We start from the raw sequence: 25,837 nt of genomic DNA, 5'->3' as shown, positions 1-25,837 counted from the left end.
GCCTTTGACTATACGTTATTTTCTATGAAGCACTAACGGTGATCGACCAACGGTCTTCCCCCGGATACGGGCAGCGTTTGTCTTTCAGCTTTGCGGCAATCTGTACGATGCATCCGCACAGCGTACACGTGGTGTCTCCTTGCAGCTTAGGGCATGTGAAGCACGCACGAAGACGGGCATCATATGCTTCATCCGGCACGCACCGGTCCGATGAGAACATCGGGGAGGACAGCACCCGCGTGATCTGCTCATCGCTGACCCGGTAATCGTCATGACAACCTTTACACCGATTATCCGCCATGACCTTCGTTTATTCCGCCGTGATCTCGAGAACGGTAACGGACATCGGCGCCAGCTTCGCACGCAGTACGTCGCCTTCCTGTTCAAATGCAGTGAATGCAGCCGGCTTGAGAACCTCTGGCGATTCAAAGGTGTTATGAGCGTCCAGCGAATCGGCGGCAAGCTGCCGGCCTACGATTTGCTTCACCCCACCGCTTAATCCCCGAAGCTGGATCTTCACGTCGCTCTGCTCCGCGTGACTTACATTACACAGGCTTACATGGATTTTGCCGGCTTCATCCCTGGAGGCCGTCACGGATACTTGCGGAATCTTCTCGCCATTCATCTCATAATCGGCCCCGCTGTGATGGGTAGCCAATCGTTCGGCATCCTGATGCACTTTGTACATATCAAACACATGATAGGTCGGGGTAAGGATCATCTTCTCGCCTTCGGTCAAAATGACGGACTGCAGGACGTTGACGATCTGGGCGATGTTTGCCATCACCACCCGATCGTTATGCTCGTGGAAAATATTCAGCGTCAAACCCGCCACCAGGGCATCACGGATCGTATTTTGTTGGTACAGGAAGCCGGGGTTCGTGCCGGGCTCGACATCAAACCAGGTGCCCCACTCATCCACGATGAGCCCAATGCGCTTATTAGGATCATACTGATCCATAATCGCCGAATGTCTCGTAATCAATTCATCCATATGGAGCGCTTTCTTCATGGTGGTGAACCATTCCTGTTCGCTGAATCCGGTAGCAGGTCCTTTGCCTGTCCAGAATTCGCCCGGAACCGTGTAATAATGAAGGCTTATGGCATCCATGTACGGATGCGCTTCCCTCATGACGATTTCCATCCAGCGGTAATCGTCCACATTCGGGCCGCAGGCAATTTTGTAGATCTTGTTCTCGCCATAGTTGCGGACGTAAGTCTGATAGCGTCTGTACAAGTCCGCATAATATTCCGGCCGCATATTGCCCCCGCAGCCCCAGTTCTCGTTCCCAACTCCAAAATATTTCACGTTCCACGGCTTCTCGCGGCCATTCTCCTGACGCCATGCGGCCATCGGCGACACGCCGTCAAAGGTCATGTATTCAACCCATTCCGACATCTCCTGAACGGTGCCGCTGCCGACATTGCCCGATATGTAGGGCTCGCAGCCCAAAAGCTCGCAGAGACGCAGGAATTCGTGCGTGCCGAAATGGTTGTTCTCCACAACGCCGCCCCAGTGCGTATTGACCATCTGTTTCCGATTCTCCCGCGGCCCGACGCCATCTTTCCAATGGTATTCGTCGGCAAAACAACCGCCCGGCCAGCGCAGAACAGGTATATTCAGCTGTCTCAACGCATCCAGCACGTCATTGCGGATCCCTTCCGTATTGGGTATCGGCGAATCCTCGCCCACCCAGATTCCTTCATAAATGCAGCGGCCCAGATGCTCGGAGAAATGTCCATAAATATTGCGATTGATTTTCCCTTTGGATACGTCCGAATGAATGGTAATAACCTGACTCATGACTTTTTCCGCTCCTCGCTATTATTTTATAGATACTTATATGAAACAGTTTATAAATCTTTAAAACAATGATATCGATCAATTCCGATTCCGTCAACCAATAATTTAAACGCTTTCATAAAATAACCTTATTTTTCGTACAAAAAAAGACCAGCCCAAGCCGATCTTTCGATCCAGCTTTGAGCCAGTCCTCTTTAACGCGCGGCCCGATTTAAAAACTCGCGGGTCCGCTCCATCTTCGGCTGGTTAAATATTTGATCCGGCGTTCCGGCTTCGACTACTTGTCCGTGATCCATGAAGATGATCCGGTCCGCCACTTCCTTGGCAAAACTCATCTCATGCGTCACGATCACCATTGTCATGTGCTCCTCCGCCAGCTGCTTGATGACGGCCAGCACCTCGCCGGTCAGCTCGGGATCCAGCGCCGATGTCGGTTCATCAAACAGCATGATGTCCGGATTCATCATGAGCGCCCGAGCAATGACCACGCGCTGCTTCTGACCGCCCGACAGATTTCCGGGATATACATCCGCTTTATCGGACAAACCGACCTTCTGCAAAAGTGCGGCGCCGTTCGCTCTAACTTCTTCTTTGTTTTGTTTCTTGACATGTTTGGGCGCGAGGCCCAGATTCTCCTGTACCGTCAGATGCGGAAACAGGTTGAAGTGCTGAAATACCATGCCCATGCGGGACGTGATCGCTTTGATCTGCGGCGAACTGGAGTATACGCCGTCCTTCACCAAATACTGATCCTGCACCTTGATCGATCCGCCGTTGATTTCCTCCAAATGCACCAGGCTGCGGAGCATGGTGCTCTTTCCCGAACCGGAAGGCCCGATGACGGCAATCACTTCATTCTTCTGAATCTCAAAGCTGACGTCCTTCAGCACGTTCAGCGAGCCGAAGGATTTTTTCATATGGGTTACTTCGATAATTGCCATTGCGCGACAGTCCTTCTATTCATATTTGAATCGGCGTTCCAGATATTTAAACAGCAGCGTTAACACAAGCGTCATCAGCAGGTATATCACGCCCGCAATAACAAACGGCATAATCGTGAAATCCCGATTGACCGCCGTATACGCGAAGTGCAGCAGCTCCGGTACCGCCACCGCATACAGCAGCGCCGTATCTTTTACCAGCGTAATGGATTCGTTGGATACCGCAGGCAGGGCTACGCGGAACATCTGGGGCAGAATTACTTTCGTGGTCGTCTGCCAGCGGTTCAAGCCCAGCACCTTAGACGCTTCATATTGCCCCTTGTCAATCGCCAAGAGGCCTCCGCGGAAGATTTCCGCAAAATAAGCGGCATAGTTCAGCACGAATGCCAAGCATGCGGCTACAAAACGATCCAAAACGAGATATTCTCCGATCACCGGCAGCACCGGCAGCCCAAAGCAGAAGAACAGCAGCTGCAGCAGCAGCGGGGTGCCTCGAAAAACATATATATAGGCATTGGCCAACCAAGCCAGCGGCTTGATTGCGCTTCGAACCATTAACGTGAACACAAACCCGAGCGGTATGGAGGCCAGAATGGAAATCAAGAACAACAGGATCGTGGTCTGCGCGCCCTCCAGCATCGGTTTGCCGATTTGAACGATGTAATCCATACTCATATCTGCTTAACTCCTAATGGAAAAACTTCCGGAATGCTGAAGTTCTCCGATGATTTCATTGTACCGACCGATTGGAACAGAAAACCGGAGCCTTTGGTCAAAGTCCGGTTTCTTGGAATACCTATGGGGAGGTTGGATGACCAACCTCTTGGGAATGCTTACTTCAACACTTTGTCTTCCCCGAACCACTTCTCGGAAATCTTGGCGGCCGTGCCGTCGGCATTCATTTCGTCCAAGGCTTTCTGCAGGCTTTCCAGCAGTTCCTCATTGCCTTTCTTAACTCCGATCCCGTACTGCTCCGGCGCCAGGGACTCCTCCAAAATCTTGTACGTTCCTTCTTCCTTGGACATGTAGTATTTCATGACCACTTCGTCAATGATCACAGCCTCAACGCGTCCATTCTTCAAATCACTCAGAGCCAGCATGTTATCAGGAAATTCGTTGATTTTCTTCACCTGCGTGTGAATCTCGTTGGCACTTAACGCATCGGCAGCCGAGGATAGCGACTGCAATCCGACCTGTTTGCCGGCCAAATCGCCGATCGTTGCGATATCCGAATCGTTCAGCACCGCGACGACCTGACTGTTCTCCAGATAAGGCTTGGTGAACAGCACTTTCTCCTTGCGCTCATCGGTGATGGTGTAACCGTTCCAGATCAAGTCAATGCGGCCGCTGCTAAGCTCGGATTCCTTCGATTTCCAGTCAATTGGCTGGAACTTGACTTCCTTGCCCATTTTCTCGGCGGCTGCGCGAGCATAATCAATATCAAAGCCGACAATTTCATTGCTCTCGTCGCGGAATCCCATGGGCGCGAACTTGTCGTCAATTCCGACCACCAGCTCATTCCCCCCGCTTGCCGAGCTCGAACAGCCGACGACAGTTAATAAAAGCATGAAGCCTGCTAACACGGATGTTATCTTTTTCACCAAAAAATCCCCCTCGTAGACGTTAAGCGCAGTCATATCCTGGGATCTGCATCAATCCTTGTCCTATGCATAACTGCTTTTTCACTTTAATACGTTATCAAGACTCCATGATAGCATATTAGCAGAGAAGAGTCGATAGTTTCATAGAATGGCCACTTTTCACCATCCCAATGAAATTTATGTATTTTCATCCTATTTTAAGGTTATTTTAAGGATGAGTTCAGTTTAGCGGGAAAGAATGATGGACTGTAAGACCAACAACACGAAAGGCGGTAAACAACAATGACAACCCACTTGAAGTCAGTGAAGCGGCTGGTGCTGCTCGCCATCGCTGTAGTCATGGGCCTCGCTTATCTTCCCGTCTCGGTTTCGGCGGAACCGATCGGACAGCAGTCGGAATCACCGGCTGTTCCTTCGACCAAGGACGAACGCGGGCAACATAAACCCGGCCATATGTTCAAGGCCATCTCCGAGTTTCTGAAGCTGGAGCCGCAAGTTCTCCGGGATAAACTCAAAACCTCGACCCTCGCGGAAATAGCCAAAGAGCAAGGCGTATCGCGGGATGCCATGAAAGCCAAGATCATGGAGCTGCTGAAGGAGAAAATCGCTTCGCATCCAAAGCAGCTGGGCAAATCCATCGATTACTCCGCAGCGGCGGATAAGCTGCTTGACGCCAAGGGCGGATGGCACAAGCAGCGGATGCATCAGCGGCACGGCCGGCTGATCTCGGATAGCGACGAGCTGGCCAAGCTGCTGAAGACAACGCCGGACCAACTCAAAGCATCGCTGCAATCCGGAAAATCGCTGGCCCAGATCGCGAAGGAGCAAGGTATATCCGTCCAGTCCGTCATTGATCAGCAAGTCCAGGCACTAACGAAGCGCCTGGATCGGAAGCTGTCCGAGGGCAAGGTGACGAAGGAAGAATACGAGGAACGGAAATCCAAGATTGCACCCTTCGTCAGCGACGTGGTCAACGGTAAAATCAAACCGATGAAGCACCAGCACTACAGCAAAGATGCCGGTTAACGCTTGCCGTTAGGCTTAGAACAAACATAAGAGCCGCCCATCGGTAGGATTAACCGAAATGGAGCGGCTCTTCATCAGTTCGCTTCTCTATTTTTCATGATGAATTAAGGGACATACTGTTGGATGATCTTCACGACGACGCCGTCTTCAACCGTGATATGAAACGGAAACCATTTCATGTCCACGATATCATCCTTTTTGTAAATGTCCGCGAATTTGCTCAGGCTCACCGGCTGATTCCAGGAAATCTGGGCATCCTCATATCGTCCGGTATGGTCGTACAGCTGGAGCAGCACTTCTGCATCGTCCGCTACTGGAAGTTCGATATGCTCTTCCGTATCGTTCACGATATAATAACCGTCGGGGGCCTCGGTCATCTCAGGGTCCTGCTCCCGTTCGCGGAACACCTGATTCGCTTCCTCCCCCTCGTACCACTCGATAGGATCTACTAGAAGAAAGACCTTGCCGTCTTTGATCTCCAGTCCGTTTATGTAGGCAGCTTCCTGATTCGAAGCTTTCGGAACCGGCTCATAATTGTTGCCTGAGGCTACACCGACGGTTGTCATCATGATCAGGACAAGCAGCATCATTGCTCCCAATTTCCAAGCCGATCTCTTCATCTTCTCATCGCTCCCTCTTCATACTTCTATTGATAGATTAGATTCGTACCACTTTCTACCACGGAATCCGACTCAACAAACATTAATGGTCATTAACCCATTTCTTGGGATTTGAAACACGTATGTACTTGCGGTTCCTATTTCTTTCCTTCATTATACGAATCGCCGCCGTAAAAAGGATGTCATTTCGATGTAAATTCATTACAATATTTCAATGTTCGTAAGCGCTTCGTATAGATTCGAGCGGTCCTGCATGATGCAGAATCCGAGAAAACAGCCAAACAAATACAAGCCCGCCCCGCTGATTCCTCAGTCGATGGTCAGGCTTGTTCCTATAACCAGCTATTATTGGTTGAATGCTTCGGTCAGAACCGGAACGATCTGCGATTTACGGGAAACCACGCCTTTAAGAAGCGCCTTGTTCTCCGACAGAGATACGTTGTACGCTTTTTCCACGGCTTTGGACTCTTTTCCGAGCGCCAGCGCGATGGAATCGTTGTTCAAGATGTCCGTCACCACGAAGACAAACAAGTCCAGGTTTTTGTCCGTAATAATCGATTGAATCGCATCCTCGAGTTCTGCTTGGCGGGACAATACATCATTCGTATCCACCGCGTTGACTTGGGCGATTTCGACTTTGGCGCCGCCCATTTGGAATTCCTTGGCATCGAGGGAGATCAATTGAGCAATGGTTTTGTCGCTCAGATCGGCACCTGCCTTGAGCATGTCCAAACCATAGCTGTCGGCATCCACGCCGGCGATTTCAGCCAGCTCGCGAGCAGCAGCCACATCCTCGTCCGTGCAGGTTGGAGATTTGAACAAGAGGGAGTCCGAGATGATCGCAGACAGCATCAAGCCGGCAATTTCTTTGCGAACGGCTACGCCCTTCTCCTTATAAATCTTGTTCAGGATGGTAGCAGTGCAGCCGACAGGCTCCGCACGGTAGTACAGCGGATGGCTTGTCTCAAAATTAGCGATGCGGTGATGATCGATAACCTCGATTACGCGAACCTGATCAATGTCGCTGGCGCTTTGTTGACGCTCATTATGGTCCACGAGAATGACGTCCTGCGCTTCGTTTGCAACCGTCTCAACGAGGCGAGGCGCCTCTACTTTGAAGTAATCGAGCGCGTACTGCGTTTCGCCGTTTACGTCGCCAAGACGCACGGGCTCGGCCGAAAGACCAAGCTGATTCTTCAAGTCAGCATATGCAATAGCAGAGCAGATGGTGTCCGTATCCGGATTTTTGTGTCCAAAAATTAAAGTTTTAGCCATATTTAATGCCCCTCTCGCAACATGAATTTCATCGTTTATACCAATAAACAGATGATCACCTATCTGATTATAGCGTTAAATTCTACTTATTCCAATTCCTTTACAGAGATTATTTTCGGACAGCGTTTATACCAATACAATCTCCGGTTCCGGAACGAACCCGAAATGGTTGTTGATCGACTCCGAAATCAGATTCATCAAGTACAGAATGTCCGTGGCCTTTGCATGCTTCTGGTTCAGAATCATGTTGCCGTGGTGCGGAGATATGATGGCGCCTCCGTATTCGGTCCCCTTCATATTCAGCTGGTCCACGAGCGAGCCTACGGCTACCCCGTAATCGTAATTGTTCTTGAATACGGAACCGCAGGACGGATAGTCGAAATGGCGCTTACTCGTCCGGTACTTGATGATGTCGAGCATCGACTGCGGCGTCTCGATTCCCCTTCCGGCCAAAGCATGGACCTCGCCCAGAAAGAACGAGAAAAAGGACGGCAGCGAGGAAGGATGGCTGCCGCGGCTCTTCCACTCCGTGAGCAGGGCCGAAGTCGAATGGATCTGCTCCTCCGAGCTGACCGGAATGTTGAGATCGGCGCCTACGATGATCCATGGATGCTGCTGGAAGATGGATTGCTTGTATGCAAATAAACAATCCCCCGCCGCAATGGACTGCACCTTCAGGCCCGGATCCATCGTATCGATATAATATACTGTATCCAGGATATCGCAGATTTGGCGCGCATTATATTTGGCGTTCATATAGATGCCGGCGCCTACGCAGCCCGGCAGCAAAAAAGTAAAGTCGAGCAAATCGGTTCCGCCCATTAACCCCATCAAGGAAAGCAGGGACATCGGCGTTCCGGATGAAACGTACCATTTGTCTCCCGAAACCTGCAGCTCCACCAGGTTTTTGAGCGAGATAAACACCAGATCGCGTTTCGGTTCGTCCGGGAACAGGATGTTGGAGCCCATTCCGAAAATGTACCAAGGCAACCCGTGTTTTTTGCAATCCTGCAGAAGATCCGCCAAGTCGGCTGCCGTTTCAGGCATGGCCAGATAATTGGCTGAGCCGCCGATCCCGTACGTCGAAAAGGCAGACAGCTCCACATTGCGCTTGCACAATCGGTCAATAGCAGATGTATGTAAAGTCATCGCAGTCATGTCACTCCCTATTCTTCACATTAGGCACAACAATCCTTACTAAATGTGGGGATGTTACATCATTATGATCCAACTACTCGGGTGGTGTCAATCTGGGGCGAAATCCTGGCCATATAGCAAAAAATCCCTGGATTACGGCCTGTAGACCGTAACCAGGGATTCATTCATCATCCGATGATCCGTTACCAAGATTTATTCGAGGAAATCCTTGAGACGCTTGCTGCGGCTCGGATGACGCAATTTACGGAGCGCCTTCGCTTCGATCTGGCGGATGCGTTCACGCGTTACGCCGAACACCTGCCCCACTTCTTCCAGCGTACGGGTCCGTCCGTCCTCGAGTCCAAAGCGAAGCCGAAGCACGTTCTCTTCACGCTCGGTAAGCGTATCGAGCACTTCCTCCAGCTGTTCCTTCAGCAGCTCGAAAGCCGCTGCATCTGCCGGTGCCAACGCATCCTGATCCTCGATGAAATCGCCCAGGTTGGAGTCGCTTTCCTCTCCGACAGGTGTTTCCAAGGACACGGGTTCCTGGGATACCTTCTGGATCTCGCGCACTTTCTCCGGCGAGATGTCCATCTCCTTGCCGATTTCTTCCGGCGTCGGTTCGCGCCCCAGCTCCTGAAGGAGCTGTCTGGAGACACGCACAAGTTTATTGATCGTTTCCACCATATGCACCGGAATCCGGATGGTTCTGGCCTGGTCGGCGATCGAGCGGGTTATCGCCTGACGAATCCACCAAGTGGCATAGGTGCTAAACTTAAAGCCCTTGGAGTAGTCGAATTTCTCCACCGCTTTGATCAAGCCCATGTTGCCTTCCTGGATCAGATCGAGGAACTGCATTCCCCGACCGGCATAGCGTCTTGCTATACTAACAACGAGACGAAGATTCGCTTCGGCCAAACGGCGTTTCGCTTCCTCATCTCCCTCCTCTATACGTTTGGACAGTTCCACTTCTTCATCGGCTGAGAGGAGGGGAACACGACCGATTTCTTTCAGGTACATGCGAACTGGATCGCTAATCTTGATGCCTGGCGGAAGCGAGAGATCGTCGTGAACCGAAAAATCCTCTGTTGGAGAATTAGCCGATTTCTCTGTATCCGTAACCTCGCGTTCCAATGCAAAATCCGCACTCTGACGGTTCTCCATTCTATGCCCCCCTGTTGACAATCCCATATTTTCATGCTAATCTAGCATTAGATCATTATGACATTAAACCAATAGTTATTTATCCTTCATTCTAGCATATTTTATAGACTATATCAACTTCTAATATATTCTAGTCCGTTGTACCCGATCTCAACTCTGAGATCGGGTTTTTATATTTTCCTATTACATATGTTACGTTTACTTCATTTGATCTAGTACTGCTTTCGTATGCTGATTTAACGGCTGTATATCGGGAGCCTTCACGGGATCATCGCTTAGCTCATATTTGTGCTTTAGCTCAAGCGTCGCCCTTACCCGGTCGTTCAGCATCTCCTCCGGGATCACGCCGCTCCGCACAGCCTTGGTCAATGCCTGGATGACGGCTTCCTCCAGCGCATATTCATGTCCGATCAGTACCATATTGCTTCCTGCGACGACGGACTTCACCGAAGCTTCACCTACGTCCGTGCTGCCGGATATCGCGCCCATTGTCATGTCGTCCGTTATGACAACTCCCTTAAACCCCATCTCTTCCCGTAACAAATCGTTGATTACGGGCTTCGAGTACGAGGATGGCGTATCCGGATCGATGCTCTTCATGAGCAGATGCGCAACCATGACCACATCGGCGCCTTCATTAATCGCTTGTTGAAACGGAACCAGCTCCATTTCATGCAGACGTTTCAAGTCATGTTCCACCACAGGCAAACCGAGGTGGGAATCGACCGAAGTGTCGCCATGCCCTGGAAAATGCTTCACGACGGGAACGACTCCCTTCTCCTGTATCCCCTTCATGGAGGCAATCCCATGCTTGGTTACGGTCTCCGCCGTAGTGCCAAAGGATCGATCGCCGATGACCGGATTGTTCGGGTTGCTATGAATGTCCAGCACCGGGGCGAATACCATATTAAGCCCGAATCCCGCAACCTTCTGCGCGATCAGGCCGCCAACGCGCTTCGTGAGCGCTAGATCCCCCTTGCTTCCGACTTTGCCGCTTGACGGCAGCTTTACATATTCCTCGGGAAAACGCGTAACCCGTCCGCCCTCCTCGTCTATACTCAGCCACAGGGGCACCGGATTGGCAGCATTGGCTTCCTTCAGATCATTGAGCAGCTTTACCGACTGCTCTACGCTCTCTATATTGTCTTTGAAGAGGATAAACCCGCCCACATGGTGATCCTTCACCAATTTACGCGAAGTTTCATCGATGGCCGTTCCTTCAAGTCCGACCAGTACCAGCTGGCCGATCTTCTCCTCGACGGTCATGTCGTTCATAAGCTCAGTGATCTCATCTTCGGTTTCGTTCGGAGGCAGGCTGCCGTCCTCGCTTTCATTGCCGGCACTGCCTGATGGAGGCTCGGTTTCATTGTCATTCTCTTGAGAAGGCGGATTCTGGTCCTGTCCTACCTCCGATGGCGAAGTTCCTTGGCCATCATTGCCCGCATTCCCCGTCTCCGAACGGCCCTGGCAACCTGCCAGAACCAGCAGCAGGATGACAACCAGCATCGTTAAGCCCATCCATGGTGTTCTTCGCTTCAACATGGTCACCTTCCTTCATGTTCACACTACTGTATTCGCCCTCTGTTCCGCAGAGTCCTTCCATCATAACATGATTTCGTTAAGGTCCAAAACGAACCACAACGAAAGCCCCCCGTTGCAAAACAAGAAGAAAAGAGCCGCAGCGATGGCGGCCCTTCTCTTCTATTTAAGCAGTCCGAGCTGACGGGCCTGCTCCTCCGTCAATATAAACTGCTCCGTCTCCCATACTTCATCCTCGTCCGTTCTTCCGAACATCAGCATGATATCGTCCCATATATTCTTTTGCATCGCCTCGGCTTGCGTGATAATAACCTTCATGACTGCCTCATTCCTTTCCTTGGGTTCATCCCTACTATTACATAATAAAACCATGGAGGGCAGAATAGAATCGATAAGCAAAGCAAAAAACCTGCAAATAGTATCTGCAGGCTGGGGCTGAAGTATAACTAAGAATAGGCAGGATGGTGTTTAATCCATGACATGGCAATGGTGCCTTCGCCTGCATGGATGCCTGCAACAGGGATAAAGGTCATGATTTCGGTCTTAAGCGACGGATGAGCCCCGCTGATTTCCTTCTGGATCTCTTCGGCCTCTTCCACGTTGTTCGCGTGCATGATGCACACCTTCTTAATTTTCTGTATGTCTGTTTTCATGATATCGATCATTTTCTGTTTGGCTTTCTTGAACGTCCGGATCTTCTCCTCCACAATGACTTTGCCTTCGTCAAAACGGAGCAGCAGATGTATGCGGAGCAAATTGCTCAGCAGCAGCTGCGTACCGGACACCCGGCCGCTGATATGAAGTCGATGCAGGCTTGCCGGTATGAGATAGAACGACATGTTGTGCACCATGGACTGAATTTTATCCTTAATCACCTGTACGGTATCCCCCTGGCTGTGCCAGTGAATGCCGGACATAATCATTTCGCGCACCGGAAACGCCCCCGCTTGAGAGTCGATGCCAACCACGGGTACCTCGGCAATCTCGGCCGCCTGCAGGGAAGAATTCAAAGTTCCGCTGAGCTCCGAAGAACAGTGAATCGCAATAATATCGTCATACTTCACTTTCAGGGTTTCGTAAAGCTCAATGAATTCTCCGATGGGAGGCTGGGAACTGCTGACTTTCGGCTCGTCTTTCATCCGTTCATAAAAGGCTTCTGCCGATATGTCGATTCCTTCCCTATAGGCCTCTTGCCCCAGAATCAACCTCAAGGGCACAATGTAAATATGATGCTTCTTGGCGAATTCAGGGTCGATCGTGCTCGTGCTGTCGGTTACCCATGCAATGGATCTCATGTTCGTGTTCACGTCTCGCTTTCGTGTAGTAAGAAGTAGGAATGGAAGCGATTTAAGCCGCTCATTTCATCATATCTTACCCTTGCGGCGCATTGCAAATGGAAGGGGGATGGTTTCACGTCCTACGCCTGGGTTCGCCACACAAAAGCCTTATTTTCTGTCTCCGTTGTACCCTTTTTCCCCAAAAGGTTCCAGCCGTTCGATCCAATAGGCTTCCCGCTTGCTGACCGCTCCCTTCAAATCGAAGAACGGGTCTTCCTTCGGCTCAATCTTCTCCAGGATCTCAAAAACAAACGCATCCTCTCCAAACTCCTTCCAATCCTGCTGAAGCGGCTTGTTGTAGCTTGTCCCCATCTGCAGCTCGAAGCGCTTGCCGTTCATGGTTTTCAGATTGTTCGTTCCGGCGACGAATATTTTCCCGTTCTTCGTGTTCCGGATTTGATACACGCCGGCTTCAATCTTGATCTCCTTGTACATCTGATTCAGTTCCTGTCTGCGATTCATGGCCTAAACGCCTCCTTCTTGCTTTCATTTATGTCGTTAGCCAGTACTGGCTTCCATCATCCTTGCGGTCCAAAAAACCATACTCGATCAAATATCGGCGAATGGTCACATAATCGGGGTTGTCTCTTCCGATCGTATCGTTGATTTCCTGCTCGGAATACAAGACATCGGGTTTGAAACGGGCGGCGATTTCGCGCAGCACGACGTACTTCTGCTTCTCTTTAAGCTTAAAAGTCTTCAACGGGCCATCGGTTCCATCGGGGAACGCCTTGGCCAGGATCGATTGCCTCTCTTCTTCCGTAACATTGTAGCGTTCATCGATCATTTTGGCCTGCTTGGGGATTTCCACGAACGCCGGAGCATGGCTGTCCTTTTCCTTCAACAGCTCCATCAAGGTAAGCAGCACCTTGGACTGCCTCTCCTTCTCTTTCAAGGCAAACCGGTGATTGCGTATCGTCGACGCGCTGCCGATGCCGAGCTCCTGCTGGACTTCCTTGTCGTTCATGCCTTGATAGAAGAGCTGCAGCAGCCGGTTCTGATGCTCGGTCAGTCCGGTCAGCTTCTTATCGAGGCCGGACAGATACTGAAACACGGAGCCATGCTCCCGGCGGATATGGACGGTCATGTATCGTTCCGATTCGTACAACACATCCTGATCCGGGTAGATGATCCCTTTCTCCAGCGCCTTGCCGCACAAGAGACATACCCATACGGGGCCTTCGTCGATATAGCCTTGTTTAAGTTCATCTATGGAAGCATTCCAGAAGCGTTCATTAAGGTCCATCGCACACACCACTTCCCCAAAAGTTATTTACATAGACATTTTATATTTTTGTCTATAACATGTCAAACAATCCCCACGACGACATAATATTTCTTCCTCCCTCCCGTGGAACCTGCTAGAATAGAGGTTGCTGCTGTAAAATTTAGGGGGTATCATCATGGGATTCATACAACAGTCGGCAAAAGAAATGCGTTCTTGGCCGCGCAACATCAAGCTGTTTTTTCTAGCTAACGTGCTGTATCAGTTCGGTACCGGCATGTTCAGCGTGCTCTACAATTTGTACATACAGGGCCTGGGTTATAATGACTCCATGAATGGAACAGTGGTCAGTATTCAATCCCTCGCCACGGCATTGATGTTTATCCCGATCGGCTTGATCGGCGACCGCGGAAGCCGCAAGCGAATCCTGGTCCTTGGCGCGTTGTTAAGCGGCGCCGGACTGATTGCGCGAGCTTTTCTGGCGAGTGAGTTCAGCTTGCTTGGTCTCGCGGTATACACCGGACTGTTCGCATCCTTTTTTCAGGTGCTGGCGATTCCGTTCCTGGCGGAAAATACGGCGAAATCGGCTCGCATGCGCATCTTTAGCATCCATGCCTCGCTTGTGCTTGCTTCTCAAGTGTTAGGCAGCATGGGAGGCGGCTTCCTGGCGGATGCCCTGCAGGCACTCGGCCTGAACAAGGTCGACAGCTTGAAAACAGCGCTGTTCATCGGCGGTTTGGCAACCTTTGCGGCATTTATCCCGCTCTTGTTCACGACCGACAAGAACTCCGCGCAGGCACGGCCGCTGGATTCACCCATCCCCGATCAACCCGTGCGGCCTGAAGGGGCACCTACCTCCTCCGGGATCGGAGATTTCAAAGTCATCGGGCAGTTTGCGCTTGCCCAGCTGTTAATCGGCCTCGGGTCCGGACTGGTCGTTCCTTATTTGAATTTGTATTTTACCAACCGTTTCTCGGTATCGTTATCCGCGGTTGGGATTCTGATATCGCTCGGACAAGTCATGACGATCGTATCCATGCTGATCGGCCCTACGCTGGTGAATCGGGTAGGAGCCGTTAAAGCCGTGGTTCTCTTTCAAGTCCTATCCTTGCCCTTCCTGTTGTTAACCGGCTTCACGAATGTCCTCCTCATCGCATCGGTCGGCTTCCTGTTCCGTCAAGCCTTGATGAATGCGGCCAATCCGATACAGTCGTCGATTCTGATTGATCGCGTACCGGATCACCGGAGAGGCATCGCCAATTCGGTCACGCAAACCGCCTTTATGCTCGGCTGGGCGACCATGGGGCCCGTGCAGTCGAAATTGGTCACCACTTATGGCAGTTACTGGGGATACGCGATCACCTTCTGCATTACCGGAACGCTGTACGTTGTTTCCTCGTTCCTATACTACCGAATGTTCCGCGAACGCAAGGGCAACGGTCTTTCCCCGGATGCTTCCGCTACTCTCTAGCCTCGACCCGCAGCGGTTTGACATGGGGCGGGACATCCCGTTCGCTTGCAGGAACGGTCCGGGCCTGAAAGCTTCCCTTATACCGGAAGACAGGCCCCCATATCGGATTGACCACCTCAACGGATATCCGATATAACTGATATTCGTCATCATACCATTCGCATACATCGGCCGTTCCGGTGAGCCACCGGGGAAATCGAAACTGCAGCCGCCCTTCATAAAACCTCTGCTCCCCCGATCGAATGCGAATTCCGCCATGCTCCGAGGCATCGATCCGAAGATCGACTGCCAAGTGCTGTTTGTTTCCCAAATAATCCACGACGCGGCTGCGCTGCGTGCTATAAATCATTGTGGCATCAAATCGTCTTTGAATGCCAGGAAAATCAAAACTACGGCACCACGTCACCGTTTCTCTTCCCCGGTCATCCCGATAAGCGTAGTTCTCAATTCGAAACGGGACCCCTTTCCCCCGGTTAGGAAACATGATATGCCGCATCGTACCTATATACAGCGGCAGCGCCGCCCATGGAGCGTACCAGATTTCTTCCATGATGCCTTCGCCGATCGAAGCGACGTTATCCTTGCTGTCAAACCCGAAGCGCTCCTGGATTTTAGGATGAAGCTTGTGAAACTGGCTTCCCAGCGCCTGTTCATAGATCGAGGTCATGTTCTTCCACTCCTTTGCCGGATGTATGCCTGCGGATCGGTCTTTGTCTTCGAACCGGACGGTAAGCGCTTGGCAAGTCCGATGCGGACAGCGAAGCCATGAAGCAGAACCCAATCATTGACCCGCTAAGCGTTAAAGGATTGAACGGGGCTTTCATTAACTCGGCATCCGTCATCCATGCTCCAAGCATCAAGATCGCAAGCAAGATCATGATCAGCCTGTACCACAACCGGTTCTTGTGAAAGAGCAATGTCAATAAACCGACGCCGATCTCGGCGATGCCGAGCAAGGTCAGCACCACCCCTTCCCGACCGGCTGCCAAACCCGACTGCCTCAGCAGATCAAGCTCTCCCGCTTCCGGGAACAGAAGCTTCGGAACCAGTCCTTCATAGCACCATAGAACGACCAGCATTAACACGCTTAAAGCGTGGATGATTGCCTTTTGGATCGTGACCGAAGGCGGAATATCCTTCTCGGCCCATAATCGGAGCACATCGAAGCTCCAAGCCGTCGCTGCGCCGAATAAAGGCCGAAACAGCAGCCGGTCAAACCAGGCCCCCGGCATGCCGAATCGCGTCCTGTAATCGTATTGGGTCGAGAAACGGACGACGCCGTTGCCGCTGTCGGCGTATTTCCAATAGCCGCTACCCTCCTTAACCAGGGAAATCCGCTGATCCGAGCGGAATCGCAGCACCGAGATCCGGTTCCCGGTCTTCGGGTGCACGGCCGTTTTCGTAGCACCCGTTCCCGTAACTTCCAGTCCGAATCCGATGCGGGTTTTATATAAAAACCGCTGGACGTCCGAATCAGCCCGCGGCAAATCATGAATCTCGGAAAAACGCAAATCCCATCGTTGATGTTGCTCGGGTCTCTGTGTCAATGACCACAATGTTTCCATATCCGTCTTGATGTCGAGTTCAACATAGATCGGATTTCTCTTCATGCGCACTCAGCTCCTAATGGATAACCCTTCTCGATGACAGCCGGGCCCCTCTATTTACAAGTCATTTTACCGCTGCGGGGGTTTCCCCGTTAGACCTCACTTTTATAGAACAAACGAAGAAGAGGTACTACGTTTCGTAGTACCTCTTCCATTTCTTCCATATGATCCGTCTTCCGTCCTGAAGCTAGTTGTCGTTCTCTCTCACGATCCCTTTTCGGCGGACCTTCTCCACGGCCTCCCTGCTGCTCCTCACCCCGAGCTTTTTCAGAATTTTATTGATCTGATTCTTGAGCGTGCTCTCGGTTTTGAACAGCTTCTTCTCCATTTGGGAATGGGTGTAACCCTCATCCAACAGATCAAACACTTCACGTTCCGCCGGCGTCAAGCTCCGCAGCTGTTCTTCCCGCTTGAGGCGGGCAAATTCCTTGAGCAGCACCTCCATTGATCCCGGTTGACGTACGGCGCTTCGGATTGCGGCCGGCAATTCCTCGAAATTCGATTTCTCAATGTAATTGACGGCTCCGGCCGTATAGGATTGCGTGATCACCAACTCGTCATCCAGCGAGGTCAGCATGATCACCTTGGCCTCGGGCTTTCGTTCAAGGATTTCTGCAGCCGCGTAGATGCCGTCGAGTCGGCCCGCCGTCAGCTGAATATCCATAAGCACGATATCGAAGGACAGGACTTGCGCCATCGCAATCGCTTGTTCGGGGGACTCGGCCGCGCCGACCACGATCATATCCTCCTGCGCATTCAGAAAAACGGTCATCGATTTAATCCAATCCGGATCATCCTCCACCAGAAAGACGTGTATTCGATTCAAGGCTCTTCCCTCCCGGATAAACGAATGATTTTGCTGCGGGGAAAATACAACGTGATCTCGGTACCGACCGCTTCGCGGCTCTCCAATCCCACGGAGCCGCCGCTTTTATTCATCACGTTGTACGCATAGGTAAGGCCAAGTCCGAAGTTTGACTTCCTGTGGCCCTTGGTGCTGTAGAACGGTTCAAACACAAGCGGCTGCTGCTCTTCCGGAATGCCCATGCCGTTATCCTTGACGGAAATCGCGGCACCCTTGCGGTCTGCCGTTACCGTCAACGCGATCACTCCTCCATCAGGCATCGCCTCGACGCTATTGCTTATGAGATTGCTGATCGCTTCCTTCAAGTGGACGGCATCCGCAAGCAGCCAGGGACGCTGTGTGCACAGCACCTTTAACTCGATGCCTTGACTGCGCAGCCGTTCCTGTTCGCGAAGCTGCAGTTCAGCAAGCAGCTGATCCGCGCGGACAGGCTGTTCCACCAGCTTAAACGCCTTCATCTGCTGCTGCATGCGCCCTGTCATCGCTAACAAATGCTTGGAAGCGTTAGCGATGACATCAAGCTGCTCCAGGGCCGTTTCGTTATCCGGCGACAGCAGCCGCTTCACGTTATCGGTGCTCATGGCGATTTTCCCGACCTCGTTCTTGATGGTATGATTCAGCATCGTTGTACCCGAGCTGACCGCTTGCATCGTGCGATCCAGCGGATCGCGCTCGAATTTCAGGCGAACGCCCAGTACGCCGTACACAAAGGTGCAGATGACGGCAACGCCCATCGAATACAGAATAAACAGGGACACGTACCGGAATGAATCGTAACCGGGCCAGATGACATTCCCTACATTTATCAACAGCATCACACCAAGCAAGGTTGGCACCATAATCCAGGTGGTAATCCACATGCTTTTGCGTTTCTGCGGGTTCTTCTCAGAGGATAAGGCTCCAATGAGCAGAGCGCATGCAGCAACATAATACGGGCCGGTCCATACGAACAGCCATCCGTAATGAATCTGGTAATCTTTCGTAAGGAGCACCTGGACCAGCATCGCGAACACAGGCAGCAGCAGGCCTATTTTGAGATCGCGTTTTCTCCTATGGTGCCGGGGCCTTCCGGTATACACCATGCAAAATATCAACACGCCGTAAGGTGTCAGGGTATGGTTGAGGAATTGAATCCACGGCCCGTACGCGGCCGAAATAAAACCGGTAGGCGCTAGCCAGTCCGTCAACCCTCCGATCCCTGCACTCCACAGAAAAAAAGCCGCCCAGCGGTTTACCTCGCTTCGAGGCTGATTGAACAGCAGCACGGCCGCTGCAGTCCAAAGCGCGAACACATAATACATCAAATCGCATCGTTCCATTCTCTTCCCGAATATAGTTTCATCCTACCATAATTGCGCCAGCAGGGGGACCTCCCTCCTTGCCCATGCCCAGGAAATAAAGACCACTGATACATGAAATGGTTTCCTTCTTCAATACCGTCATTTTACATTGCGAAAACATTCAGTTTACATTCAGCCGCGCTTAAGAAAGATATCAGGAACGATTGGTAGGATAGATCTCGTAAGCAAACAAGCATTCGAAAGACAGAGAGAAACGAGGTGGAAACATGACAACCCCATTAAAATACCGGAACGAGCTGAAGTTCTTCGTGAATCTTCACCAATATCGGATCATCTGCCAACGATTGAAGAATCTGGTGACCTACGATCAACATGCCGGACCCGCCGGGGAATATCACATTCGAAGCTTGTACTTCGATGATATCAATAATAAAGCCCTATACGAGAAGCTGGCGGGCGTCCGGGATCGGGTGAAATACCGCATCCGTATTTATAACGTAGCCGACGACACGATCCATTTTGAGAAGAAAATCAAATTCCGGGATTACATCGCCAAGCTGAAGGAGCCGCTCACAAGGGAGATGACCGATCAGATTTTGGCCGGACGATACGACTGTCTCTATCAACCGGATAAGCCTTTGATGATGGAGCTGTACCACGAGATGAAGCATAAGCTGCTGCGGCCCAAGGTCATTGTCGATTATGTCCGCGAGCCTTACGTCTGCGCTAACGGAAATGTGCGGATTACGTTTGACAAGGAGCTGAGAACCGGCCTGCACTCCATGGAACTGTTCAATCGAAACCTGCTGCCGATCCGGGCGATCGATGAGAATCTGATCATACTCGAGGTCAAATACGACGAGTACATTCCGGATTACATCAAAATCGCGCTGCAGTTGGAAGGCCTCAACCGACAATCGGCATCCAAATATGTAATGTGCCGTAAATTTCTGAAATATAACACATGGGAGGATCAATAGTTCATGAACACCACATCGACTTCAAGCAATACGAACACCACCAATTTTTCGGATATCGTCAAAAAATCCGTCATGGAAAATTTCGTATCCGACATCAGCATCGCCAAAATTTTGATCACGCTCGCCGTTGCCTTTGTTATCGGGCTGTTTATTTATCTGCTCTATAAAAGGGTCTTCAGCGGCGTTCTGTATTCCAAGAGCTTTAACGTGTCACTGATTGGGATGACGATGATCACGGCCGTTGTCATCATTGCCATCAATTCGAATCTCGTGCTCTCGCTCGGTATGGTCGGCGCGCTCTCCATCGTCCGTTTCCGCACGCCCATTAAGGACCCAACCGATCTGATCTTCCTGTTCTGGGCCGCGGTTGCCGGGATCGTAACCGGAGCCGGATTCTACACGCTGGCTGCCATCGGCTCCGTCGTTGTAGGTCTTATCCTGTTCTTCTTCATTAAGAAAGCGACGGTCGATACCCCTTACCTGCTGGTCGTCCATTGCGATAACGAGCAGGCCGAGCAAGCCGTTCAAGGACAAGTCGGTCAGGCTGTGAAGCGTTACAACCTGAAGCAAAAAACCGTGACGCCAGGCAGCATCGAGCTGACGCTGGAAGTACGGCTGCGCGATGCCGAAGGCCAATTCGTGAACAAGCTGTCCCAGCTGCAGGGCGTTCAACATGCGGTTCTGATCAGTTACAGCGGCGATTATGTATCCTAAGTCAGGCGGTGGTCAGAAATGATGAAGAAAAGAACGACAGTCCTGCTGTCCCTTGCGCTGGCCATAATCCTTCTGCTCACAGCCTGCCAATGGACAACCCAGGTTGCCGGGACGGCTGCAAGTTCTGAGAACGATGGCCTGCAGGAGCAAATCGATTCCGCGGTTTTTCCGAAGGACAAGGTCATTGACGTTAAAATCACGATCGACGAAGCGGATTTCCAGGATATGCTGGACAACGCCAGCGCTGAAGAATACAAAGAAGCGTCTGTCAATTACAACGGCATGCAATTTGATCATGTCGGCGTTCGCACCAAAGGCAATTTAAGCCTGCGCAGCGTGGTCAATTCCGATTCCGACCGCTACAGCTTCAAGATTTCCTTTGACGAATATCTCAATCAAACCTTGAACGGGATCAGCAAAATCAATCTGAACAACAACTACAGCGACGCCTCGTATATGCGGGAATTCCTGACCTACGAGCTGGCGGAATCCGTCGGTCTGCCGACACCCGGCTTCTCTTACGTCAATGTATACGTTAACGATGAATTATGGGGCTTCTACCTCGCAATCGAACAGATTGGCGATTCTTATCTGCAGCGTCATTTCGATCATTCGTACGGCGCATTATACAAAGCCCAGATGACAGGCTCGGGCAGCGATCTGGCTTGGCTCGGCAGCGACCCCGATTCGTACACCGGGCTTGTCATGAAATCCAAGTCCTCCAATGACGATGTGTTGATCGACATGCTCGACGAGCTGAATAACGGCACCGATTACGAGAAGGTGCTGGATGTCGATAACGTGCTCAAGTACGTTGCCTTGAACGTCGTTGCCTCCAATATGGACAGTTACTTGGGGATGAACAAACAGAACTACTACCTGTATGAGAACAACGGCATTTTCTCCGTCCTGCCCTGGGATTATAACATGGTGTTCGGAGGGTTGGGGGGCTCCGGCATCCTGATTGACGAGCCCACTCAGGGTGCTTTGTCGGAACGTCCCTTGATTGCCAAGCTGCTCGAGGTTGGCGAATATAAGGAACGTTACCATGCCATCCTCTCGGAGATGCTGGAGGGATACATGCAGCAGGACCATTTCGAGGAACGGGTAGCGCAATTGCAGGAATTGATATCCGAGCACGTCAAGCAAGACCCCAGACCGTTCTACTCCTATGAGGAGTACGAGCAATCGCTCCCGATATTGACCTCATTCGCGGAAGAGTCTATGGATAATATCCAGCAGCAGCTGGATGGGACGATCCCTTCGTCTGGCGACGGAAGCGGCAGCGGCGGCGGGATGGTGCCTGGTGGCGGAGGCGGTATGAGGCCTGACGGCGCCGGCGTGCGACCTGGTGGTGACGGGATGGTACCTGGCGGCAATACGCATTCCAATGATGCCGCCCCAGAGAGCTCTACCGGCACCGGGACAAGCAAGACACCGGATGGAACAGCCGGCAGCGGGACTGACGGGACTGGAATCGTTGTCCCTAACGACGCCCCGGGCGGAGGCATCCCTGGCGAAAACACGCCCGCCAACAACGACGGTGCTACTTCTGCTCCTTCCGGCAACGCGGATGTTACTTCCAGTGGCATTGGAGAAGGCTCTGGCGACGCTCCTGACGTGGATGAATCTGTCTCGTCGATTATATCGGCGGTTGGACCAGGCACAAACAGTTCCGACGCAAGAACAGCGATGGATGCTGCTTCTGCCGTTAATCCAACAAGTAATGCAGAGGAAAGTAACGCAGAGGAAAATCCTACAGATCCAACGCAAGCTCCGAACCAGCCCTCTACAGGCGGCAATCAACCGACCATGCCGCAAGCGCCGACTCAGAATGGTCAAGGGCAGATGCCGGATTTCCCTCAAGGCCAGATGGGGAACGGCTTCGGCGGCGAGTTTGGCGGTCAAATGCAGGGAGGACGCGGAATGGGCCGGCCTGGCGACTGGTCGAACGAAGCAGCCCAGAAGCAAGGCAGCACCCAGGAAGCCTTGTACGCAGGAGTTTCCCTCGTACTGGTGCTGCTCTCATGTCTTTTTGTGACTCTATATAAACGAAAAAGATTGTAATCAGCAAGCAAGGGACAGTTCCGAAGGCATCAACCTTTGGAACTGTCCCTTTTATATACGCCAATCGTTTATTAGCCGATATCCGTTACATAATCATGCAATTATTAAGCGGTGATCCACGTTAAAATAACCGGTGCCGCGATGAGGAGCGCGCCGAACGCTACGATGGTTCTCGTCGCATTTCTGGACAGTTTGCGCTGCGTCTCCGCCGAACGATACCAGCCGCTGAATTGCAGGCGATTGCGATAGAGGACCAGGAACCAACATACATTTCCCGCAAACAGGAACAGGAAATATGACTCTTCCCAAGAAATCCAGGACTTCAGGATCTGATGCTCTATGCTGCCCAGAACCGCTGTCACGATCATCATCATGATCATCATTCGAATGATTTCCAGAATGGATGAGGCCAACTTGGTCATAAATGCTTCCCCCTTTCATTCATGCCGATACTGGATATTTTACCATTATACAGCAAATACAAGGACTCCGCATCCATTCTCGTAGAACGATCAGGAACTGGAACTCAATTGGAGTTGAGCTCAGCTTCTTGATCGTGAAACGATTGTTTTCTTACAAAGTATGAATCCAGCTTCCGACTGCCCCATAGGGACAGCAAGATAAAGGCTAGGACACCGAGCAATTTGAAGGGCTCCGCCATAAAATCCGAGAGATTAGCCCCGATGTATGAAACGCAAAACACCATAATGCCCTTGCCCAAGGTTACGGCCATAAGATAGGACATGACGTTCATTCTCGCCAGACCGGCGGCCACGTTGACAGCGACAAAAGGCCCGACGGGAAGTATGCCCAGCAGAAAAACATAACTGAAGCCGTTTCGCTGAATCCAGCGCATGCCGCGCAGAACCTTCGGTTTTTTCGCCCAGCGTTCGATCAGGGGAGTACCGGATATTTTCCGCACGAGGAGAAACGTCGTCAAGCATCCCGCCACCATTCCGATCCAGGAGTAAAGAAATCCCGCCCACAGCCCGTACACCGCTGCATTAACGCCAACGATCACGATCGTGGGCATCGGAGGAATAAAGGATTTCAAGAATGTCAGCAGTATGCCCGGCAGAGGGCCTAAGGCTCGAAACTGGTCAAGAAACCATTCCAGATTGCTTTGTGTAAAATAAGACATGATGTCCAAGTAGCCATTCAATGACTTCACCCATTTCCGCTAAGTATTGCTTGTACTAACCGACTTGCAGCACCTGATGCAGCTGAGCCAGATGGTGATTATCGTGCCAGATGAAATCCCGCATAAATTGCGCCACTTCAAAGGGATGTCCGTCTGCGTCCGCGTACCGCTCCTCATACTTCGTTTCCGGCAACGCTTCAATGGCCCGAATCAGCTGTTCCCTTGCGGTTATTGTCCGGTCCACCAGCGCTTTCGTCGATAACGTTTTGGCATACTGCTTTGCCTCCTCATTGAAGGCGTCATAATCCAGATGCCGGACGGTCAATGCATCACCCGTTGAGATTTTGGCGATCGCCTCATTAAAAAAATACTCATCCCATCGCATGATATGGCATACCACATCGCGCACGGTCCATTTCCCATCCGCAATCGGAGAATTCCAATAGCCCTCTTCCAGGTCACCGAACTCCTTCACCTTGCCGATCCATTCCGAATACTCGTTTAACAGCTGCTGTTTGTCATTCATATACATTCTCCTTGTCCATATATGATTTGATATAAGCGTCCAGTCGATCCTCCGGCCAGCGATACATCTCCAGCAGCTCCTCATAAGGATCGCCCTGTAAATGCAGCAGCTTCGCAAAGGCAGGTTCCGTCTTATTACCCGCCCTCTTCAGCTCAATGATGGTTTCTCTTGCAGCTTCGCCGAGCCGCTTCAACAGCTTGTATTCCACTACCATATGACGGTAACCATTCTGCTTCATGGAAGGCACCGGCTGGGCAAAAATCTCGAATTCCCAACCTTTGTACCGAAATCGCGCTACCGCTCGCTCTACGTTCCCCACACGTCGGAAAGAGTAGGTGAAATCCGAAACAAGTCGGTCGTATGACGCCCTGAGTTCTCGCTCGAACCGGTCAAACTCCGTCACATGACATATGATATCGAGATCGCTTGAAGCGATGTCAATCCCGATCGGGATCGTGCCCACCAGTATAGGGCTGCTCGATTTCAAATGCTCCCATAGTTCCAGTTCATCTATAACCGAAGCTGCCTGCCGCTGCTTGGCTGCGCCTTGACGTAAATACTCCAGGTTTAAAAAATCCAATTCTTCTTGCATCGCTGTTTCTCACCTGCCCTACTCCGCTGAACTTTCAGGTTGACGCTCGGTCCAGGTCGTCCGAACATAGCCCAGCTTCATGCCGACGGTTTCCATGTCGCGATGGCTCTGGGATAAGAAGGCACATTGACCGACAACCAGATTGCACCCCTCCCCCTTCGCGTCCCGTATTCTTCTGCGAAGCAGCTCCTGATGCAGCCCCCGTCGACGGTATTCCGGCAGCGTAGCGGCAAATGTAAGCGAAGCCGTGGAATGGTTCATATGCAGGACACCGGCCGCAGCCGGCTGGCCATCCACATAAGCTATATAGAACCTCCAGCCCGGTCTTGCATGCAATACGCGATTGTTCAATGCTACGGATGGGATCCCTTGCACCGGCAGTCCTGTTCCCAGGCAATGAACTTTAGCATAATCTTCAAATTCATCTTTGTCTATTGTTTTGATCACAATTCCGTGATCCGGCATGTCCACCAGTTCTTGCGGGTTCATATACATGGAATTATGAAAGGCGGATTGGAAGAATCCGCGATCGGCAAGCGCCGAGAGCAATGCCTGATTCACCATGCCGGGCACGATCTCGAACTGGAATTTGCGGTCCCGCGAATGATAGAAGTCGATGATTGCGTCCAGATCCTTCAGATTCTCTGAGCGGAGTCCTTTGACCGTGTTAAAAGAAAGCCAAGGCATCGTTTTGCTGTATAAGCACAGCGCTTGGCCGAAACGAACCATCTCAATCCCTTCGGGATTTCCGGTCCGGCCTTCGATGGCTTGCATTCGATCATACATATACTCCGTTTCTGAACGCTGAATGCGATGGATTAGCTCCTCGGATGGAAGATGCAGCATGGTTACCTCCTATGCTTTATGTATTCAATTTTAAGGATCTGTTATAAATAGAGCCCGA

The 25,837-nt window shown here is 51.5% G+C and carries 28 protein-coding genes; 5 read left to right on the top strand and 23 right to left on the bottom strand.

The window, feature by feature from the left end; genetic code table 11:
• Positions 1 to 22: 22 nt before the first annotated feature.
• The 5 genes from BMX45_RS02605 to BMX45_RS02585 form a co-directional block, all read right to left on the bottom strand.
• Positions 23 to 301 carry a DUF6171 family protein gene (locus BMX45_RS02605; protein ID WP_090908358.1) on the bottom strand — a complete coding sequence of 93 codons (279 nt, stop codon included), beginning with the start codon at positions 299 to 301 and terminating at the stop codon, positions 23 to 25.
• 9 nt (positions 302 to 310) lie between these two features.
• Entirely contained in the window at positions 311 to 1,804 is a 1,494-nt protein-coding gene (locus tag BMX45_RS02600; protein WP_090908357.1) for an alpha-N-arabinofuranosidase, read from the bottom strand.
• Positions 1,805 to 1,998: 194 nt separating this feature from the next.
• Positions 1,999 to 2,745, bottom strand: a complete 747-nt coding sequence (locus BMX45_RS02595) for an amino acid ABC transporter ATP-binding protein (protein ID WP_090908356.1) — start codon at positions 2,743 to 2,745, stop codon at positions 1,999 to 2,001.
• 15 nt (positions 2,746 to 2,760) lie between these two features.
• The gene (locus BMX45_RS02590) at positions 2,761 to 3,420 is read right to left on the bottom strand and encodes an amino acid ABC transporter permease (RefSeq protein ID WP_090908355.1); all 660 of its coding nucleotides are present in this window, start codon (positions 3,418 to 3,420) and stop codon (positions 2,761 to 2,763) included.
• A 158-nt stretch (positions 3,421 to 3,578) separates the two neighbouring features.
• Positions 3,579 to 4,346, bottom strand: a complete 768-nt coding sequence (locus BMX45_RS02585) for an amino acid ABC transporter substrate-binding protein (protein ID WP_090908354.1) — start codon at positions 4,344 to 4,346, stop codon at positions 3,579 to 3,581.
• Positions 4,347 to 4,628: 282 nt separating this feature from the next.
• On the opposite strand from BMX45_RS02585, the gene BMX45_RS02580 reads away from it, so the two are divergent.
• Positions 4,629 to 5,372: a hypothetical protein gene (locus BMX45_RS02580; protein ID WP_090908353.1), complete on the top strand. Its 744-nt coding sequence runs from the start codon at positions 4,629 to 4,631 to the stop codon at positions 5,370 to 5,372.
• A 104-nt stretch (positions 5,373 to 5,476) separates the two neighbouring features.
• On the opposite strand, the gene BMX45_RS02575 is transcribed toward BMX45_RS02580, so the two are convergent.
• The 9 genes from BMX45_RS02575 to BMX45_RS02540 form a co-directional block, all read right to left on the bottom strand.
• Positions 5,477 to 5,992 carry a hypothetical protein gene (locus BMX45_RS02575; protein ID WP_036661422.1) on the bottom strand — a complete coding sequence of 172 codons (516 nt, stop codon included), beginning with the start codon at positions 5,990 to 5,992 and terminating at the stop codon, positions 5,477 to 5,479.
• Between the two features lie 345 nt (positions 5,993 to 6,337).
• Complete coding sequence (locus BMX45_RS02570; RefSeq protein WP_090908352.1) at positions 6,338 to 7,267, bottom strand: manganese-dependent inorganic pyrophosphatase; 930 nt, start codon at positions 7,265 to 7,267, stop codon at positions 6,338 to 6,340.
• Between the two features lie 126 nt (positions 7,268 to 7,393).
• Positions 7,394 to 8,416 carry a UDP-N-acetylmuramate dehydrogenase gene (locus BMX45_RS02565; protein WP_090908351.1) on the bottom strand — a complete coding sequence of 341 codons (1,023 nt, stop codon included), beginning with the start codon at positions 8,414 to 8,416 and terminating at the stop codon, positions 7,394 to 7,396.
• A gap of 201 nt (positions 8,417 to 8,617) precedes the next feature.
• Positions 8,618 to 9,568 carry an RNA polymerase sigma factor RpoD gene (rpoD, locus tag BMX45_RS02560; RefSeq protein ID WP_009593145.1) on the bottom strand — a complete coding sequence of 317 codons (951 nt, stop codon included), beginning with the start codon at positions 9,566 to 9,568 and terminating at the stop codon, positions 8,618 to 8,620.
• 198 nt (positions 9,569 to 9,766) lie between these two features.
• The gene (gene nagZ, locus BMX45_RS02555) at positions 9,767 to 11,110 is read right to left on the bottom strand and encodes a beta-N-acetylhexosaminidase (protein ID WP_090908350.1); all 1,344 of its coding nucleotides are present in this window, start codon (positions 11,108 to 11,110) and stop codon (positions 9,767 to 9,769) included.
• 159 nt (positions 11,111 to 11,269) lie between these two features.
• Entirely contained in the window at positions 11,270 to 11,425 is a 156-nt protein-coding gene (locus BMX45_RS31200; protein WP_009593107.1) for a hypothetical protein, read from the bottom strand.
• Between the two features lie 128 nt (positions 11,426 to 11,553).
• Positions 11,554 to 12,402: a DegV family protein gene (locus BMX45_RS02550; RefSeq protein ID WP_090908349.1), complete on the bottom strand. Its 849-nt coding sequence runs from the start codon at positions 12,400 to 12,402 to the stop codon at positions 11,554 to 11,556.
• Positions 12,403 to 12,552: 150 nt separating this feature from the next.
• On the bottom strand, positions 12,553 to 12,906 hold the full coding sequence (locus BMX45_RS02545; protein ID WP_090908348.1) for a GIY-YIG nuclease family protein: 354 nt from the start codon (positions 12,904 to 12,906) through the stop codon (positions 12,553 to 12,555).
• 28 nt (positions 12,907 to 12,934) lie between these two features.
• Positions 12,935 to 13,690, bottom strand: coding sequence for a DUF2087 domain-containing protein (locus BMX45_RS02540; protein ID WP_090908347.1), 756 nt, complete (start codon positions 13,688 to 13,690; stop codon positions 12,935 to 12,937).
• 157 nt (positions 13,691 to 13,847) lie between these two features.
• Between BMX45_RS02540 and BMX45_RS02535 the strand changes: the two genes are divergently transcribed.
• Positions 13,848 to 15,140, top strand: coding sequence for an MFS transporter (locus BMX45_RS02535; RefSeq protein WP_090908346.1), 1,293 nt, complete (start codon positions 13,848 to 13,850; stop codon positions 15,138 to 15,140).
• Here BMX45_RS02535 and BMX45_RS02530 read toward each other — a convergent pair.
• The 4 genes from BMX45_RS02530 to BMX45_RS02515 form a co-directional block, all read right to left on the bottom strand.
• A complete protein-coding gene (locus BMX45_RS02530) occupies positions 15,130 to 15,807 on the bottom strand; it encodes a DUF4166 domain-containing protein (protein ID WP_090908345.1) in 678 nt (225 codons plus the stop codon). The genes BMX45_RS02535 and BMX45_RS02530 overlap by 11 nt on opposite strands.
• Positions 15,791 to 16,750: a DoxX-like family protein gene (locus BMX45_RS02525; protein WP_090908344.1), complete on the bottom strand. Its 960-nt coding sequence runs from the start codon at positions 16,748 to 16,750 to the stop codon at positions 15,791 to 15,793. Before BMX45_RS02525 ends, BMX45_RS02530 begins: the two co-directional genes overlap by 17 nt.
• A gap of 184 nt (positions 16,751 to 16,934) precedes the next feature.
• Positions 16,935 to 17,573, bottom strand: a complete 639-nt coding sequence (locus tag BMX45_RS02520) for a response regulator transcription factor (protein WP_090908343.1) — start codon at positions 17,571 to 17,573, stop codon at positions 16,935 to 16,937.
• Positions 17,570 to 18,913, bottom strand: coding sequence for a sensor histidine kinase (locus BMX45_RS02515; RefSeq protein ID WP_254777922.1), 1,344 nt, complete (start codon positions 18,911 to 18,913; stop codon positions 17,570 to 17,572). Before BMX45_RS02515 ends, BMX45_RS02520 begins: the two co-directional genes overlap by 4 nt.
• Before the next feature lie 266 nt (positions 18,914 to 19,179).
• Between BMX45_RS02515 and BMX45_RS02510 the strand changes: the two genes are divergently transcribed.
• The 3 genes from BMX45_RS02510 to BMX45_RS02500 are packed head-to-tail and all read left to right on the top strand — an operon-like array spanning position 19,180 to position 22,674.
• Positions 19,180 to 19,893, top strand: coding sequence for a polyphosphate polymerase domain-containing protein (locus BMX45_RS02510; protein WP_090908341.1), 714 nt, complete (start codon positions 19,180 to 19,182; stop codon positions 19,891 to 19,893).
• A gap of 3 nt (positions 19,894 to 19,896) precedes the next feature.
• Positions 19,897 to 20,607 (top strand): DUF4956 domain-containing protein, encoded by a 711-nt coding sequence (locus BMX45_RS02505; RefSeq protein ID WP_015736180.1) that lies wholly within the window; start codon positions 19,897 to 19,899, stop codon positions 20,605 to 20,607.
• An 18-nt stretch (positions 20,608 to 20,625) separates the two neighbouring features.
• The gene (locus tag BMX45_RS02500) at positions 20,626 to 22,674 is read left to right on the top strand and encodes a CotH kinase family protein (protein ID WP_090908340.1); all 2,049 of its coding nucleotides are present in this window, start codon (positions 20,626 to 20,628) and stop codon (positions 22,672 to 22,674) included.
• Positions 22,675 to 22,778: 104 nt separating this feature from the next.
• Here the strand turns inward: BMX45_RS02500 and BMX45_RS02495 are convergent, their stop codons facing one another.
• The 5 genes from BMX45_RS02495 to BMX45_RS02475 form a co-directional block, all read right to left on the bottom strand.
• Entirely contained in the window at positions 22,779 to 23,096 is a 318-nt protein-coding gene (locus BMX45_RS02495; protein ID WP_090908339.1) for a hypothetical protein, read from the bottom strand.
• A 104-nt stretch (positions 23,097 to 23,200) separates the two neighbouring features.
• The gene (locus BMX45_RS02490) at positions 23,201 to 23,815 is read right to left on the bottom strand and encodes a TVP38/TMEM64 family protein (protein ID WP_175495023.1); all 615 of its coding nucleotides are present in this window, start codon (positions 23,813 to 23,815) and stop codon (positions 23,201 to 23,203) included.
• 55 nt (positions 23,816 to 23,870) lie between these two features.
• Positions 23,871 to 24,341, bottom strand: a complete 471-nt coding sequence (locus BMX45_RS02485; protein WP_090908337.1) for a DinB family protein — start codon at positions 24,339 to 24,341, stop codon at positions 23,871 to 23,873.
• Complete coding sequence (locus tag BMX45_RS02480; RefSeq protein WP_090908336.1) at positions 24,334 to 24,933, bottom strand: DUF4269 domain-containing protein; 600 nt, start codon at positions 24,931 to 24,933, stop codon at positions 24,334 to 24,336. The genes BMX45_RS02485 and BMX45_RS02480 overlap by 8 nt, the downstream gene beginning before the upstream one ends.
• An 18-nt stretch (positions 24,934 to 24,951) precedes the next feature.
• On the bottom strand, positions 24,952 to 25,779 hold the full coding sequence (locus BMX45_RS02475; protein ID WP_090908335.1) for a GNAT family N-acetyltransferase: 828 nt from the start codon (positions 25,777 to 25,779) through the stop codon (positions 24,952 to 24,954).
• Positions 25,780 to 25,837: the final 58 nt, after the last annotated feature.

The sequence above is a fragment of the Paenibacillus sp. cl141a genome, from assembly GCF_900109305.1.
Taxonomy (GTDB): Bacteria; Bacillota; Bacilli; order Paenibacillales; family Paenibacillaceae; genus Paenibacillus_AQ; species Paenibacillus_AQ lautus_A.
Note: the sequence above shows the minus strand (reverse complement) of the source record. Positions and strands in the feature narration are given on the sequence as shown.